16 protein-coding genes are annotated in these 14,583 nt (G+C 30.7%); 5 read left to right on the top strand and 11 right to left on the bottom strand.

What is annotated here, in order from left to right; all coding sequences use genetic code 11:
* Positions 1-174 precede the first annotated feature (174 nt).
* From ftsY to G507_RS0103460, 11 genes are all read right to left on the bottom strand, one after another.
* Positions 175-1,155 carry a signal recognition particle-docking protein FtsY gene (ftsY, locus tag G507_RS0103510; RefSeq protein ID WP_026716186.1) on the bottom strand — a complete coding sequence of 327 codons (981 nt, stop codon included), beginning with the start codon at positions 1,153-1,155 and terminating at the stop codon, positions 175-177.
* Between the two features lie 89 nt (positions 1,156-1,244).
* Complete coding sequence (locus G507_RS17500) at positions 1,245-1,397, bottom strand: DUF4295 domain-containing protein (RefSeq protein ID WP_008253891.1); 153 nt, start codon at positions 1,395-1,397, stop codon at positions 1,245-1,247.
* A 42-nt stretch (positions 1,398-1,439) separates the two neighbouring features.
* Complete coding sequence (gene rpmG / locus G507_RS0103500; protein WP_011963553.1) at positions 1,440-1,622, bottom strand: 50S ribosomal protein L33; 183 nt, start codon at positions 1,620-1,622, stop codon at positions 1,440-1,442.
* 30 nt (positions 1,623-1,652) lie between these two features.
* Entirely contained in the window at positions 1,653-1,889 is a 237-nt protein-coding gene (gene rpmB, locus G507_RS0103495) for a 50S ribosomal protein L28 (protein WP_026716185.1), read from the bottom strand.
* 86 nt (positions 1,890-1,975) lie between these two features.
* Positions 1,976-3,214 carry a CinA family nicotinamide mononucleotide deamidase-related protein gene (locus G507_RS0103490; protein ID WP_026716184.1) on the bottom strand — a complete coding sequence of 413 codons (1,239 nt, stop codon included), beginning with the start codon at positions 3,212-3,214 and terminating at the stop codon, positions 1,976-1,978.
* A gap of 2 nt (positions 3,215-3,216) precedes the next feature.
* The gene (locus tag G507_RS0103485; RefSeq protein ID WP_026716183.1) at positions 3,217-3,564 is read right to left on the bottom strand and encodes an Hpt domain-containing protein; all 348 of its coding nucleotides are present in this window, start codon (positions 3,562-3,564) and stop codon (positions 3,217-3,219) included.
* A complete protein-coding gene (locus G507_RS0103480) occupies positions 3,564-4,175 on the bottom strand; it encodes a fumarylacetoacetate hydrolase family protein (protein ID WP_026716182.1) in 612 nt (203 codons plus the stop codon). The genes G507_RS0103485 and G507_RS0103480 overlap by 1 nt, the downstream gene beginning before the upstream one ends.
* Before the next feature lie 66 nt (positions 4,176-4,241).
* Entirely contained in the window at positions 4,242-5,012 is a 771-nt protein-coding gene (locus G507_RS0103475) for a 3'-5' exonuclease (protein ID WP_026716181.1), read from the bottom strand.
* 76 nt (positions 5,013-5,088) lie between these two features.
* Positions 5,089-5,511: a thioredoxin family protein gene (locus tag G507_RS0103470; protein ID WP_026716180.1), complete on the bottom strand. Its 423-nt coding sequence runs from the start codon at positions 5,509-5,511 to the stop codon at positions 5,089-5,091.
* A 67-nt stretch (positions 5,512-5,578) separates the two neighbouring features.
* Complete coding sequence (locus G507_RS0103465; protein ID WP_026716179.1) at positions 5,579-6,898, bottom strand: dihydrolipoamide acetyltransferase family protein; 1,320 nt, start codon at positions 6,896-6,898, stop codon at positions 5,579-5,581.
* Positions 6,899-7,004: 106 nt separating this feature from the next.
* A complete protein-coding gene (locus G507_RS0103460; protein ID WP_026716178.1) occupies positions 7,005-8,141 on the bottom strand; it encodes a glycosyltransferase family 2 protein in 1,137 nt (378 codons plus the stop codon).
* A gap of 124 nt (positions 8,142-8,265) precedes the next feature.
* On the opposite strand from G507_RS0103460, the gene G507_RS0103455 reads away from it, so the two are divergent.
* The 5 genes from G507_RS0103455 to G507_RS0103435 all read left to right on the top strand — a co-directional run bounded on the left by G507_RS0103455 (position 8,266) and on the right by G507_RS0103435 (position 14,437).
* Positions 8,266-10,116, top strand: coding sequence for a CocE/NonD family hydrolase (locus tag G507_RS0103455; RefSeq protein ID WP_026716177.1), 1,851 nt, complete (start codon positions 8,266-8,268; stop codon positions 10,114-10,116).
* Between the two features lie 98 nt (positions 10,117-10,214).
* A complete protein-coding gene (locus tag G507_RS0103450) occupies positions 10,215-12,077 on the top strand; it encodes an ABC-F family ATP-binding cassette domain-containing protein (RefSeq protein WP_026716176.1) in 1,863 nt (620 codons plus the stop codon).
* Positions 12,078-12,182: 105 nt separating this feature from the next.
* Positions 12,183-13,010, top strand: a complete 828-nt coding sequence (locus G507_RS16360; protein ID WP_051191477.1) for an O-methyltransferase — start codon at positions 12,183-12,185, stop codon at positions 13,008-13,010.
* Between the two features lie 13 nt (positions 13,011-13,023).
* The gene (locus G507_RS0103440) at positions 13,024-13,653 is read left to right on the top strand and encodes a carbonic anhydrase (protein WP_026716175.1); all 630 of its coding nucleotides are present in this window, start codon (positions 13,024-13,026) and stop codon (positions 13,651-13,653) included.
* Between the two features lie 94 nt (positions 13,654-13,747).
* Entirely contained in the window at positions 13,748-14,437 is a 690-nt protein-coding gene (locus G507_RS0103435; RefSeq protein ID WP_026716174.1) for an ABC transporter ATP-binding protein, read from the top strand.
* Positions 14,438-14,583: the final 146 nt, after the last annotated feature.

The raw sequence follows: 14,583 nt of genomic DNA, 5'->3' as shown, positions 1-14,583 counted from the left end.
GCTATTTTTTTTGATACAAATAACAGATGTATTGCATAAAAAAACAACACAAAAGAAAGCAATCTTAGCAAAACTAATATGTTTTCGTTATCAAAAAGAAAAGGGATTAAAGCTAGTACAATAGCTATGATTGCTATTACTAAAGGACTTCTTAAAAGCGATTTATCCATATAATTATTTAAAAAATGAATCTACAAACTCTATTTTGTTAAAAACCTGAAGGTCATCAATTCCTTCACCAACACCAATATATTTTACCGGAATTTGAAATTGATCCGAAATTCCAATTACAACTCCTCCTTTTGCTGTTCCATCTAATTTAGTAACAGCTAAACTTGTGACTTCTGTTGCTGCTGTAAATTGTTTGGCTTGTTCGAATGCATTTTGACCTGTTGAACCATCTAAAACTAACATTACATCATGTGGTGCATCTACAACCACTTTTTGCATTACTCGTTTTACTTTAGTCAATTCATTCATCAAATTGATTTTATTATGCAAACGTCCAGCAGTATCAATAATTACAACATCAGCGTTTTGTTTTACTGCAGATTCTAAAGTATCGAATGCTACAGAGGCAGGATCACTTCCCATTTTTTGTTTTACAATAGGAACTCCAACTCTATCAGCCCAAATTTGAAGTTGGTCAATTGCAGCTGCTCTAAACGTATCTGCTGCTCCAAGAACAACATTATAACCTGCTTTTTTATATTGTGATGCTAACTTTCCAATAGTAGTTGTTTTTCCAACACCATTTACACCAACTACCATTATTACATAAGGTTCACCAGTTTTTGGAATATTAAATTCAGTTTCATTACCTTGATTAGTTTCAGATAATAAACCAGCAATTTCTTCACGTAGGATTTTGTTTAATTCGTCAGTTCCTAAATATTTATCATTAGCAACACGTTTTTCGATACGTTCAATAATTTTTAATGTTGTGTTTACACCAACATCAGAAGAAACTAAAATTTCTTCTAAATTATCTAAAACCTCATCATCAACTTTAGATTTTCCGGCAACTGCTTTAGATAATTTTGAAAAAAATGAAGATTTAGACTTCTCTAAACCTTTATCTAAAGTTTGCTTTGCCTCTTCACTTAAGTTTTGGTCTTTTTTATCTGAAGAAAATATCTTTTTAAAAAAACTCATTTGGTAAGATTATTAAATTTCAAACAAATGTAAAAATAAAAAAGCTACTTTCAAACGAAAGCAGCTTTTCTATATATTATTTTATTGTCTTATTTCTTTTTTAAGAACTCGTCAACAAGTTCTGGAGCCATAACTGACTCAACGAAAGTATAAGCACCAGACTTTGGAGACTTAACCATTTTTATTGCTTTGGTTAATCTTTTTGAAGCTGTTTGTAATGTTGCTACGGTTTTCTTTGCCATAATTGAATATTTTATGAAGTTTTACAGAAGTAAAATTTCTTATTATTTAATTTCTTTGTGAACTGTTACTCTTTTTAAAACAGGATTGAATTTTTTAATTTCCAATCTGTCTGGAGTGTTTTTTTTGTTTTTAGTAGTGATATAACGAGAAGTTCCAGCTACACCAGAAGCTTTATGCTCAGTACACTCTAAAATAACTTGTATTCTATTACCTTTCTTTGCCATCTTTTTATATTTTTTTTAGAGGTTTTCGGATTAAAATTTCAGTCCGTTAGCTTTTGCTTTTTTCATCGCAGCAGTAATACCTATTTTGTTTATTGTTTTTAAAGCAGCAGCAGATACTTTCAAAGTAACCCACTTATCTTCTTCTGCAACATAAAAACGTTTTTTAAATAAGTTCACAGAGAATTTTCTCTTTGTCTTATTCATAGCGTGAGAAACATTGTTTCCGGTCATCGCTCTTTTTCCTGTAAGTTCACAAACTCTTGACATTATTGAAATCTTTTTATCGTTATTCTAAATAAGGGTGCAAAGAAACAAAATTTATATTAATATACAAACAAAGTTTATTCTTTTTTTTAAATTTCTTTATATACCATTTCAAAGGCTTTATTTACAGCTCTATCGATTACTTTTTCTCTTGGTTGTCCAAACTCAAATCGTTCTACAAAAACGTTATTAGGTGTAGCTATTGCAATGTAAACAACTCCTAAGTCAGCCTCAGAATCTCCTTTAGATGGACCTGCATTTCCTGTTGTAGCAATTGCATAATCAGACTGCATAATTTGCTTCACATTCTTCACCATTTCTAATGCAACTTCTTCACTTACAACAGAGTGCTTTTCAATAGTCTCTTTTAAAACCTTTAAAACATCTATTTTTGATTGTGTTGCGTATGTTACTAAACTGCCTTTGTAATAAGCGGATGCACCTCCAATAGCAGCCAACATTTGCCCAATTTTGCCACCAGTACAACTTTCTGCCGTTGCAATTGTAAGTCCTTTTTCTTTTAATTTTCTTCCTAGAACAACCTCTATTGAATCGTCTTCTTCAAAACCTACAATTATATCTCCGATTAAAGGAATTAAAGTTTCCACTTGATTTTTGATAGCTTCTTTTAAGATATCTTCATCTATTCCACGAGCTGTTAATCGCAAACGAACTCTTCCTGGACTTGGCAAATAAGCCAATTTAACAAATAAAGGCAAGTTATTTTCCCAATCTTCTATTTGTTCAGCCACCATACTCTCGCCTCTTCCATATGTCATTATGGTTTGATGAACAATAAATGGTCTTTTAAACTTTTGCATTAAATTTGGAATCACTTCATTATCCATCAAGTATTTCATTTCATAAGGAACTCCTGGTAACGAAATAAAAATGGTGTTTTCATGTTCCATCCACATACCTGGTGCTGTTCCCATTTTATTGAACAAAATCTTAGCTTTTGATGGAACAAGTGCTTGATCTTTATTTAATTGTGTAATTGGTCTTTTGTAAAAACCTTCAATAATGTCAGTAACGTGTTTTAAAACGTTAGCATCTTCAACAAGAAAATCATTGAAGTAATCACAAAAAGTTTTTTTGGTAATATCATCTTTTGTTGGACCTAATCCACCTGTAATAATTACGACATTTACTTTATTTTGAAGTTTTTGAAATGTAGAAATAATATGCTCTTTATCATCTGATATTGAAAGCATTTCATGTGTTGCAATTCCGATTTTATCTAAAGCTTTTGCTATATATGACGAATTAGAATCTACAATTTGACCTATTAGAATTTCATCACCAATAGTAACAATTGTTGCCTGCATACCTATTTTATATTATGGTTTTTTCTAATTTCTTTTGAAGCTAAATCAACTTGCTCCTTAAGTAATTTAAAAACTTCTTTTACCTCTTTTTTCTTGCCTTCTTTTTTAGTCCAAGCCATAATTTGATTGACTTCTTCATAAGCTAAATCTACCCCTAATAAATCAAGTGTCGGTTTAATTTTATGAGCTGCAGCGTAGGTTTTTTTAAAGTCTTTTATCTTTATCCCTTCTTTCATTTGTTTTAACTCAAATGGAACTTCTTCCAAAAAAAGAGTCAGTATTTGATTAACAAATTCGACATCATTTGAGGATATATCATATACCTTAGCTAGATTATAATGTATTGCCATTATTTAACTTGAATTTTAAATAGTTGTTTTCCTTCGATAAAACCTGTTAGTTCATCACCATTTTTTACTTGTGCGACTCCTTTTGGTGTTCCAGTAAAAATAATATCACCTTTTTTTAAGGTAAAATATTGTGAAACATAAGAAATCAATTCATCAATTTTCCACAACATTAGACTTGTATTTCCTTGTTGCACAATATTTCCGTTTGAATGCAATTCAAAGTTAATGTTTTCTAATGATTTAAATTCTTCTTTTGGTAAAAATTCTCCAATCATAGCAGAACCATCAAATGCTTTTGCTTTTTCCCAAGGCAATCCTTTAGCTTTTAACTCAGCTTGAACATCTCTTGCTGTAAAATCGATTCCTAATCCAATTTCTTCATAGTAAGTATGTGCAAATTTTGGACTAATATATTTTCCAACCTTACAAATCTTAACCAAAATTTCTACTTCATGGTGCACATCTTTACTAAAAGCTGGAATCACAAATGGAAATTTTTTAAGAATTGGAGCTGTGTCTGGTTTCAAAAAGATAACAGGTTCTGTTGGCTTTTCATTATTTAATTCAGAAATATGGTCAGCGTAGTTGCGACCGATACAGATGATCTTCATAGCAAAGTGGTCAGTGGTCAGTTTTTAGTAATCAGCTTGGATACTGACCACTAATAACTGAACACTTTATTTAGTGTTTAACTTTCTTAATTTAATAGCTGTCAGTACTTTTTTAGTATATAGTGGAAAATCAGCATTTTGCAACCAACTGAAATAACCTGGTTCTTTATCTAAAACATCATCAACTAAAACTCCTTTGTGTTTTCCAAAAGAGAAAACTTCTTGATCATCTTTGTTTAAAGCGATGAATCCAGCAAAATCTACTGAACGTTTTCTTGTCGTAAACTCAGACAAAACCTTCATATCGTTTTCTAAATCTGGATATCTATCTAATTGTGCTTTTAGAATTTCATAAGTTGCCATTGTATCAGCTTCTGCAGAATGGGCATTTTCTAGACTTTCACCACAATAAAACTTATAACCAGCACTTAATGTTCTTTCTTCTTTTTTATGGAAAATGGTCTGAATATCAACCGAGACTCTATTTTTCATATCAAAATCAACTCCAGCACGAAGCATTTCTTCGGCTAACAATGGAATATCAAATCTATCTGAGTTAAACCCAGCTAAATCTGAATCTTTAATCATATTATAAACTTGTGTTGCTAATTCAGAAAAAGGTGGTTCGTTGGCAACTTTTTCATCTGTAATTCCATGCACAGCAGTTGTTTGTGGTGGAATTGGAATAGTTGGATTTACCAACCACGTTTTACTTTCTTTATTTCCGTTTGGATATACTTTGAATACTGATATTTCTACGATTCTATCTTTTGCTACGTCTATTCCTGTTGTTTCAAGGTCGAAAAAGCAGATAGGTCTAGTTAATTTTAATTCCATTATATAATTTTATAGGGCAAATATAATTTTTTGAAAACTGTTTCACTAAAATTTAAATGATAAATTTAGGTTAATATCAAGGAACAATTCTTTTTCCGAAATTTATTAGAATATGTGGTTTTACGAATCCAGTTGTTTTGGTTCTCATATTACCTTCATAATCAGCAATTATTAAAGTTGGATAACTCCTTACTTTATATTTATCCAAAATTGCATTTCCTTCTTCAGTTTCACCATCAATTGCAACACAAATGAAGTTTTTATTGAAATATTCACCAACTACTTCGTCTTTGAAAGTAGTCTTTTTTAATTTTTTACACGGTCCACACCAACTGGCATAAACATCTAAAAAAACGGGTTTATTTTCTTCTTTTGCTTTTGCTAATGCTTCTGAGTAAGTTCCTTTAAAAAAATCAATTCCTTTTTTATAAGGTTTATTTTCTTTTGATGAAAAAGACAAAAAAAGAATACTTATAAATAAAACTAAAAACCTTTTCATTGATAATTATTTAATTTCAAGCAAGTTATAAAAAAAACCGTCAAATTTGACGGTTTTTTTATTTGAATTATATTTCTCTATTAATATCCCAAGCTTCAAGATATTCGGCTACTCGTTTTACGAAACTTCCACCTAATGCTCCATCTACTACTCTATGGTCATAACTATGTGATAAAAACATTTTTTGACGAATTCCAATAAAATCACCTTCTGGAGTTTCAATAACTGCTGGAACTTTTCTGATGGCTCCAAGTGCTAGAATTCCAACTTGTGGTTGATTAATAATTGGAGTTCCAAACACTGAACCGAATGTTCCAACATTTGTTACTGTATATGTTCCACCTTGTGTATCGTCTGGTTTTAATTTTCCTGTTCTTGCTCTGTTAGCTAAATCGTTAACTGCTTTTGCCATTCCGACTAAATTCAATTGATCTGCATTTTTGATAACAGGTACAATTAAATTTCCGTTTGGTAAAGCTGCTGCCATTCCTAAATTGATATTTTTCTTTTTAATGATATAATCACCATCAACAGAAATATTTATCATTGGAAAATCTTTTATTGTTTTTGCAACAACTTCCATGAACAAAGGAGTGAATGTTAATTTTTCGCCTTCACGTTTTTCGAAAGTGTTTTTAACTTTTTCTCTCCATTTAAACATATTTGTCACATCCACTTCAATAAATGACTGAACGTGAGCAGAAGTTTGTAAAGAAGCAACCATATATCCCGAAATCAGCTTACGCATTCTATCCATTTCAATGATTTCATCTCCACCATTTACTGAAACTGGAGCTAATTTAGGAGTTTCAACTTTAGCAGTTGGTTGCTGAACTTGAGCAACTGGTTGAGCTACAACTTTTTCAACTGATGCATTTCCTCTAGTAGCAACAAAGTCAAGAATATCGTTTTTTGTAATACGACCTTCTTTACCTGTTCCATTAATATTATTTAATTCTGCAACTGAGATTCCTTCTGCAGCAGCTATGTTTTTTACTAATGGTGAAAAGAATTTATCTGATTCAGAAAAATCTGGCACAAAATTTAAATCTGTTTTAGCAGACGAAATTTGTTCTTCGATTTGTTGTGCAGCAACAGGTTCACTTGATTGAACTGGTGCTAAAACTGGTTCAGCAACACTTCCTCCTTCTGTTTCAATGATTGCGATAGTTTGTCCTACTTGAACTACATCATCAACATTGAAAAGAATTTCCGTCAAAACACCTGAAACCTCACTTGGCACTTCACTATCTACTTTATCGGTAGCAATTTCAAGTACAGCTTCATCCATTTCAATAGATTCACCTACCTTTTTTAACCAATTTGTAATGGTAGCTTCTGCAACACTTTCTCCCATTTTAGGAAGTTTTAATTCAAATTTTGCCATATTGTTACTATATCGTTTGATTCTTTTGATTCGATTGCAAAATTAATAAAAGTTTTGACTATTTAACTCGAATTCAAAAAATATATTACTCTTTTTTATTGATTCACTAATTTAGGATTTCTTGAATAACTTCACCTCTATCATTTGAATTATTACTTCCAATACAATAGTTTGATGATTTTATATAGTTCTTATATGTAATATTCATGGCCTTATTTAGTTCCATAAAAGCTATAATCTCTTTAAAACTAAACGAATTTGTATCAAAAATCAATTCAAAATTCTTGCTTAAATCATTTTTAAATTTATCAAAATCAGTTAAATAAGTGATTTTTTTATTCAAATTTAAGGAGAAATTATTTTTTGAAAAAACTATGTATTCATCAATTTCAACTTTTTTGTTTTTTTGTTGATTTTTCTTAATCAAACTAAAAGTGAAAGCACCAAATTGCATCATTAAATCAAAAACAATCGATTTCTTAAAATGCTTTTTATAGAAAAACTGCATTGCTTCACGAAAATGTTTCATGTACAAACCATCACGAACTGTGCTTTCTCCTTTATAATGAATTACTGAAGTTTCATGAAAATAATAATTAATCTTTCCTGATTTTAAAACCATGTAACTCAAATCAATATCATCTGAATACATGAAACAATTTTCATCAAAACCATCAACTTTATTGTATAAATTACTTTTCATCATCATAAAAGCACCGACTAAAATATCGACTTTTCCTGATTGATTTTCAGTAATATGTTGAGCATAATATTTATTAAAAAAACTTGAATTAGGAAGAAATTTATACAACCCAAAAATCTTTGTAAAAGCAACCCAAGGAGTTGGAACACCTCTTTTTGATTCTGGCAAAAAATTACCTGTTCCGTCAATTAATTTACATCCTATTATTCCAGAATTCAGATTGCAGGATTCAGATTGCAGAATTTTAGTAAACGTATCTTCTGCAACAACTGTATCCGGATTTAAAATACATAAATATTTACCTTTTGCTTCTGCAACACCAATATTATTTCCTTTTGGAAAACCTGAATTTTCTTTATTTTCTATGAGTTTTACATTCGGAAATTTCTCCTTCATCATGGCACAACTATCATCTGATGAATTATTATCAATCACTATAATCTCACCATCAATGTCTTCAAGTGCTTTTTGAACACTAAAAACACATTGCTCCAAAAAGTAGCGAACGTTATAATTGAGAATAATTACCGATAATTGCATAGTGCGAATATAATTAAAGTTTAAAACTATTTACAGCAACAATTTATTTAATTGAGAAAATCTTAATATCTTCGAAGTTCAAAATAACACATACTCCTAATTAATAATCAAATAACTATTCAAAATGAAATTTTTATTAAAAACATTACTACTTCTAATGTCATTAAATATGTTTTCACAAGAAGACATCAAATCAAATTATGACAAAAAAGAAGTATATATTCCAATGCGAGATGGAGTAAAACTTTACACGGCTATTTACACTCCAAAAGATATTTCTAAGGATAAAAAATATCCTATGCTAATGCAAAGAACTTGTTACAGCATTGCTCCATATGGTGAAGAAAATTTCAAGAAATCACTTGGACCAAGTTCTTTTTTAGAAGAAGATAAATACATTTTCATTTATCAAGATGTTCGTGGAAGATATATGAGTGAAGGACTTTTCACTAACATGACACCTCAAGTTGAACACAAAACTAAAAAAGATGTTGATGAAAGTACTGACACTTATGACACTGTTGATTGGTTAGTAAAAAATATCAAAAATAATAACGGAAAAGTTGGTCAATACGGAACATCTTATCCAGGTTTTTACACAGCTGTTGGAACCATTGCAAATCATCCTGCTTTGGTTGCTTCATCACCACAAGCTCCAATTTCTGACTTCTTTTTTGATGATTTTCATCACAATGGCGCTTTTGTAATGGGATATTTTAGAACTTTTCCTGTATTTGGTGTTCAAAAAACTAAAGCCGAAAAAGATGGTTGGTACATGAGTCAGTTTATTAGACCAACTTCTAAAGATGGTTCTATTTTCTTTAATGAACTTGGTACAGTAAAAGAAGCTACTGACAAATATTATAAAGATAATTTTTTCATGCAAGAAATAGTTGATCATCCAAGTTATGATTCATTTTGGCAATCTAGAAATTTATTACCTCATTTAAAAAATATAAATCATGCTGTAATGACTGTTGGTGGTTGGTTTGATGCTGAAGATTTAGCTGGACCATTGAATATTTACAAAACCATTGAAAAAACAAGTCCAAAAGCAAAAAACACAATCGTAATGGGACCTTTTTCTCATGGTGCTTGGGCAAGAGAAACTGGAAAACATTTTCATAATGACATCTATTTTGGCGATAGCATTGCCACTTTTTATCAAAAAAATATTGAATTTAAGTTCTTCAATCATTATTTAAAGAGTAATTCAAAAAATGCTGTTGCACTTCCTGAAGCTTACATGTTTGATACAGGAAAAAAAGTATGGAATGAATTCACCAATTGGCCACCAAAAGAAAGTTCAAAATTAAATTTCTATTTAAATTCAAATGGACAATTAGAAAAAGAGAAATCTAAAAATAATTCTTATTCAGAATATTATAGTGATCCAAACAATCCTGTACCAAGTAGTATCAATTATGGAGAATATAACGGATTTACACCAAGAAATTACATGAGTGAAGACCAACGTTTTGCTTTAAACAGACCTGATGTAATAACTTTTACAACAGATTATTTAACAGCAGAGATGACTTTAGCTGGAGAAATTATGGCAAAATTAAAGATTGCTTCCTCTTCTACTGATGCAGATTTCATTGTGAAGTTAATCGATATTTATCCTGCTGATGAACCACAAAATGCAGATAAACCAGAAGTCTTATATGCCAATTATCATCAAATGGTCCGCAGTGAAGTAATGCCAGCTCGTTTCAGAAATAGCTTTGAAAAACCTGAAGCATTAACTCCAAACCAAACTACTGAAGTGAATTTTAGATTACAAGATGTTTTACATACTTTTAAAAAAGGACATAAAATTCAAATTCAAGTTCAAAGTACTTGGTATCCAATGATCGCTGTGAATCCTCAGAAGTTTTTGGATAATCAATATTTAGCTAAAAAAGAAGATTACACTAAATCATTTATCAAGATTTTTAATGATAGTCATATTGAAGTTGAAGTCTTAAAATAAGAAATTAAAGCTGTCTGAAAAGGCAGCTTTTTTTATTTGCAATCAAAATATTGTTTCATCATTGGCAATAAACTACTTTTGCACTTTTAAATTACACTATGAATTACTTATCAGTAGAAAATATATCAAAAGCTTATGGCGAACGTGTTTTGTTTGAAAACATTTCGTTTGGAATTAACAAAGACCAAAAAATAGCTTTTATTGCCAAAAATGGTTCTGGAAAAACAACCATTATGAACATGTTGAATGGTTTCGATGAACCAGATACTGGTCAGGTTATTATTCGTAAGGAAATTAAAATGGCTTTTTTATCACAGACAAACAATCTTGATGATGAATTAACAGTTGAAGAAAGTATTTTTGCAAGTGATAGTGAAGTTTTAAAAGCAATTCAACGCTACGAAAAAGCATTAGAAAATCCAGAAGATGAAGAAGTATATCAACTTGCTTTTGACGACATGGATCGCTATGATGCTTGGGATTTTGAAACACAATACAAACAAATTCTTTCTAAACTTAAATTAGACGATTTAAAGGTAAAAGTAAAAGGCCTTTCTGGAGGACAAAAGAAACGTTTAGCATTAGCTATCATTTTAATTAGTCGCCCAGACTTATTGATTTTAGATGAGCCAACCAATCACTTAGATTTAGAAATGATTGAATGGTTAGAAAGTTATTTTGCCAAAGAAAACATTACTTTATTCATGGTTACTCACGACCGTTTCTTCTTAGAACGTGTTTGTAATGAAATCATTGAATTAGATAACGGAAAATTATACCAATACAAAGGAAATTATTCTTACTATTTAGAAAAAAAAGAAGAACGAATTGCTTCTGAGAATGCAAGTGTTGACAAAGCTCAAAACTTATTCGTAAAAGAATTAGCTTGGATGAGACGTCAACCAAAAGCTAGAACTACAAAATCGAAATCGCGTCAAGATGATTTTTATGTGATTAAAGAAAAAGCAGAAAGTCGTAGAAAAGAAAATGTAGTTGAATTAGAAATCAACATGGAACGAATGGGAAGCAAAATCATTGAATTGGTTAAGCTAAACAAAAGTTTTAAAGACAGAGTTATTTTAGATGATTTTACTTATGCTTTTCAAAGAGGAGAACGTATCGGAATTATCGGAAAAAACGGAACTGGAAAATCAACTTTCTTAAATATAATGACTCAAACAATGCCACCAGATTCTGGAAAGGTAATTGTTGGAGAAACTATCAAAATTGGATATTACACACAAAGTGGAATCAATCCAAAACCTGGACAAAAAGTAATTGACATTATTAAAGAATATGGTGAATATATTCCGTTAACCAAAGGGAAAATTATTTCGGCTTCGCAATTATTGGAGCGTTTCTTATTTGATGCTAAAAAACAATACGATTTCGTAGAAAAATTAAGTGGTGGTGAATTGAAACGTTTGTATTTATGTACAGTTTTAATTCAAAATCCAAATTTCTTAATTCTGGATGAGCCTACAAATGATTTAGATATTGTGACTTTAAACGTGTTAGAAAGTTTCTTATTAGATTTCCCAGGAAATTTATTAGTTGTTTCTCACGATAGATATTTCATGGATAAAATTGTAGATCACTTGTTTGTGTTCCGTGGTGAAGGAGAAGTAGAAGATTTTCCAGGAAATTATTCTGACTTTAGAGCTTATGAAGATTCAGCAGAAGTGCAACAAAAAGAAGACAACAAAGCTGAAAAAAAAGACTGGAAACAACAAAATAACACATCTAGTTTAACCTTCAACGAACAAAAAGAATACCAAAAAATCGAAAGAGAAATCAAAGATTTAGAATTCGAAAAAAGCAAAATTGAGCAATTATTTACTGATGGAAAAGTAGCAGATGATGCCATTGAAAAAAAGGCAAATGAATTACAAAACATCATAAAGAAAATGGAAGCTAAAGAAGAACGTTGGTTCGAACTTTCAGCTAAAATGGAAGGTTAATTATTACACAGAGTTACACAAAGAATACCCAAAGAACCTCAAAGTTTTTAATATTTTCTTTGTGAATCTCTGCTGAAAACCTTTGTGAATCTCTGTGTAACAACAATGATACAACAAATAAAGTCATATCTAAATTTCTTAAAAAACTCCAGCAATCAACATGGAGTTCATTCTCCTTTTGTATATAGTTTGATTACAAAATGTTTTTATGACAAGAAAAAATATGTTGAATATGAAATTCTTAATCAATATAGAAAATCGCTTTTAGAAAACAAAAACTTCATTGAAGTGACAGATTTTGGAGCAGGTTCAAGAGTTTTCAAATCCAATAAAAGACAAATATCCAAAATTGCAAAAACTGCTGGAATTTCACCTAAAAGAGCTAAACTATTATTTAGAGTTGTAGACTATTTTCAACCTGAAACCATTTTAGAAATAGGAACATCCTTAGGATTAGCCACTTCTGCCATATCTTTAGGAAATAAAGCTGCTAAAATAATTTCTTTAGAAGGTTGTTCAAAAACCCAAGAACAAGCTCAATTGCAATTTCAAAAATCAAATTTCAATAGAGAAAACATTAAATTTATCAATACAAAATTTGAAGATTACCTACTAAACTGCCAACTGAACACTGAACACTGCCAACTAATTTATTTCGACGGCAACCATTCCAAAAAAGCCACATTAGATTATTTCGAACAATTACTTCCAACAATCACAAACGAAACTGTTTGGATTTTTGATGACATCCATTGGTCAAAAGACATGGAAGAGGCTTGGGAAATCATTAAAAATCATCCAAATATAAAAGTCACAATCGATACTTTTCAATGGGGATTTGTGTTCTTTCGTAAAGAACAAGAAAAAGAACATTTCATCATCAATCCACGAAAAAATTTTAGTACATATATATTTCAAAAGCTAAAAATTTAAATATCTTTAACGAATGAATACTAACGCTATTTTTGAAAATAATAAAAATTGGATAGCCCAAAAACTATCCAAAGATCCCGAATTTTTCACCAAATTGGCAAAAGGACAATCTCCAGAATTCTTATACATCGGCTGTTCTGATAGCCGTGTAACTGCTGAAGAAGTTATGGGTCTAGAACCAGGACAAGTTTTCGTTCATAGAAACATTGCTAATATGGTTCCCAATACCGATTTAAGTTCAATGTCCGTTATTAATTACGCCGTAAACCAATTAAAAGTAAACCATATTATTGTTTGTGGACATTATGGTTGTGGTGGAATTTTAGCAGCAATGCAACAAGCTGACTTAGGCATTTTGAATCCATGGTTAAGAAGTATTCGTGATGTATATCGAATTCATAAAGCAGAATTGAATGCTATTGTATCTGATGAAGAAAAATACAAACGTTTAACCGAACTAAATGTGCAAGAGCAATGCATTAATGTTATCAAAACTGCAGAAGTTCAAAAAGCATCAAACGAAAGAAATTTAAGAGTACATGGTTGGGTTTTTGACTTAGAGTCAGGAAAATTAATTGATCTAAAAATTGATTTTTATACGATATTAAAAGGCATCACTGAGATTTATAAAATAGATAGTTAAAATATTTTCTTCCATTTCGTAACAAAATCAACATTTATCCTACTTATAAATAGCTCTTAAATTATAATTCGTTAATCAGCAATCTAAAATCAAAATGTCACAACCCATAATAGAAATTAAAGGAATTACAAGAGATTTTCCACTAGGAAATGAAATTGTTTACGTACTTAAAGGAATCGATTTAACCATTCAAAAAGGAGAATACGTTGCCTTAATGGGACCATCAGGTTCTGGAAAATCTACCTTAATGAATATTTTAGGTTGTCTTGACACACCAACTGCAGGTTCATACATGTTAAACGGAAAGTTAGTCAGTGAAATGCACGACGACGAATTAGCCGGAATTAGAAACACAGAAATCGGGTTCGTATTTCAAACGTTTAATTTAATGCCAAGAACAACAGCATTAGATAATGTTGCCTTGCCAATGGTTTATGCTGGTTACTCAAAATCAGAAAGAAACGAACGTGCAACCGAAGTTCTAACCCAAGTTGGATTAGCCGACAGAATGGATCACAAACCTAACCAACTTTCTGGTGGTCAACGTCAGCGTGTAGCTGTTGGACGAGCTTTGGTCAACAAACCATCTATCATTCTTGCCGATGAACCAACAGGTAACTTAGATAGTAAGACTTCTTTAGAAATCATGGGTCTTTTCAACGACATTCACGCCAACGGAAACACAGTGATTTTAGTAACTCACGAAGAAGATATTGCTGCATATGCACACAGAATTATTCGTTTACGCGATGGTATTATTGAAAGTGATGTAAAAAACAAGTAATTCAGAAGCAAATGACTTGGTCTTTATTTACCATCCTTATTCCTGCTGTCCATTCTATCTTTTTTTTTCAAAAAAGGATGCCATTCTCATCAGGGCTATCAGATAAATCATTTTTACTTTTATAAACTTTAGGCTATCTTTGATAA

It is taken from the genome of Flavobacterium gelidilacus DSM 15343, from assembly GCF_000422685.1.
In the GTDB taxonomy this organism is placed as follows: domain Bacteria; phylum Bacteroidota; class Bacteroidia; order Flavobacteriales; family Flavobacteriaceae; genus Flavobacterium; species Flavobacterium gelidilacus.
The sequence above is the reverse complement of the archived record's forward strand: the minus strand, read 5'-3'. Positions and strand labels throughout refer to the sequence as shown.

Coding starts and splice junctions, on each gene's coding strand:
- G507_RS0103465 (WP_026716179.1), bottom strand. CDS start 6,898: ATGGCAAAATTTGAATTAAAACTTCCTAAAATGGGAGAAAGTGTTGCA.
- G507_RS0103480 (WP_026716182.1), bottom strand. CDS start 4,175: ATGAAGATCATCTGTATCGGTCGCAACTACGCTGACCATATTTCTGAA.
- G507_RS0103460 (WP_026716178.1), bottom strand. CDS start 8,141: ATGCAATTATCGGTAATTATTCTCAATTATAACGTTCGCTACTTTTTG.
- G507_RS0103490 (WP_026716184.1), bottom strand. CDS start 3,214: ATGCAGGCAACAATTGTTACTATTGGTGATGAAATTCTAATAGGTCAA.
- G507_RS0103485 (WP_026716183.1), bottom strand. CDS start 3,564: ATGGCAATACATTATAATCTAGCTAAGGTATATGATATATCCTCAAAT.
- G507_RS17500 (WP_008253891.1), bottom strand. CDS start 1,397: ATGGCAAAGAAAACCGTAGCAACATTACAAACAGCTTCAAAAAGATTA.
- G507_RS0103440 (WP_026716175.1), top strand. CDS start 13,024: ATGAATACTAACGCTATTTTTGAAAATAATAAAAATTGGATAGCCCAA.
- G507_RS0103455 (WP_026716177.1), top strand. CDS start 8,266: ATGAAATTTTTATTAAAAACATTACTACTTCTAATGTCATTAAATATG.
- rpmG (WP_011963553.1), bottom strand. CDS start 1,622: ATGGCAAAGAAAGGTAATAGAATACAAGTTATTTTAGAGTGTACTGAG.
- G507_RS16360 (WP_051191477.1), top strand. CDS start 12,183: ATGATACAACAAATAAAGTCATATCTAAATTTCTTAAAAAACTCCAGC.
- ftsY (WP_026716186.1), bottom strand. CDS start 1,155: ATGAGTTTTTTTAAAAAGATATTTTCTTCAGATAAAAAAGACCAAAAC.
- G507_RS0103435 (WP_026716174.1), top strand. CDS start 13,748: ATGTCACAACCCATAATAGAAATTAAAGGAATTACAAGAGATTTTCCA.
- G507_RS0103475 (WP_026716181.1), bottom strand. CDS start 5,012: ATGGAATTAAAATTAACTAGACCTATCTGCTTTTTCGACCTTGAAACA.
- rpmB (WP_026716185.1), bottom strand. CDS start 1,889: ATGTCAAGAGTTTGTGAACTTACAGGAAAAAGAGCGATGACCGGAAAC.
- G507_RS0103470 (WP_026716180.1), bottom strand. CDS start 5,511: ATGAAAAGGTTTTTAGTTTTATTTATAAGTATTCTTTTTTTGTCTTTT.
- G507_RS0103450 (WP_026716176.1), top strand. CDS start 10,215: ATGAATTACTTATCAGTAGAAAATATATCAAAAGCTTATGGCGAACGT.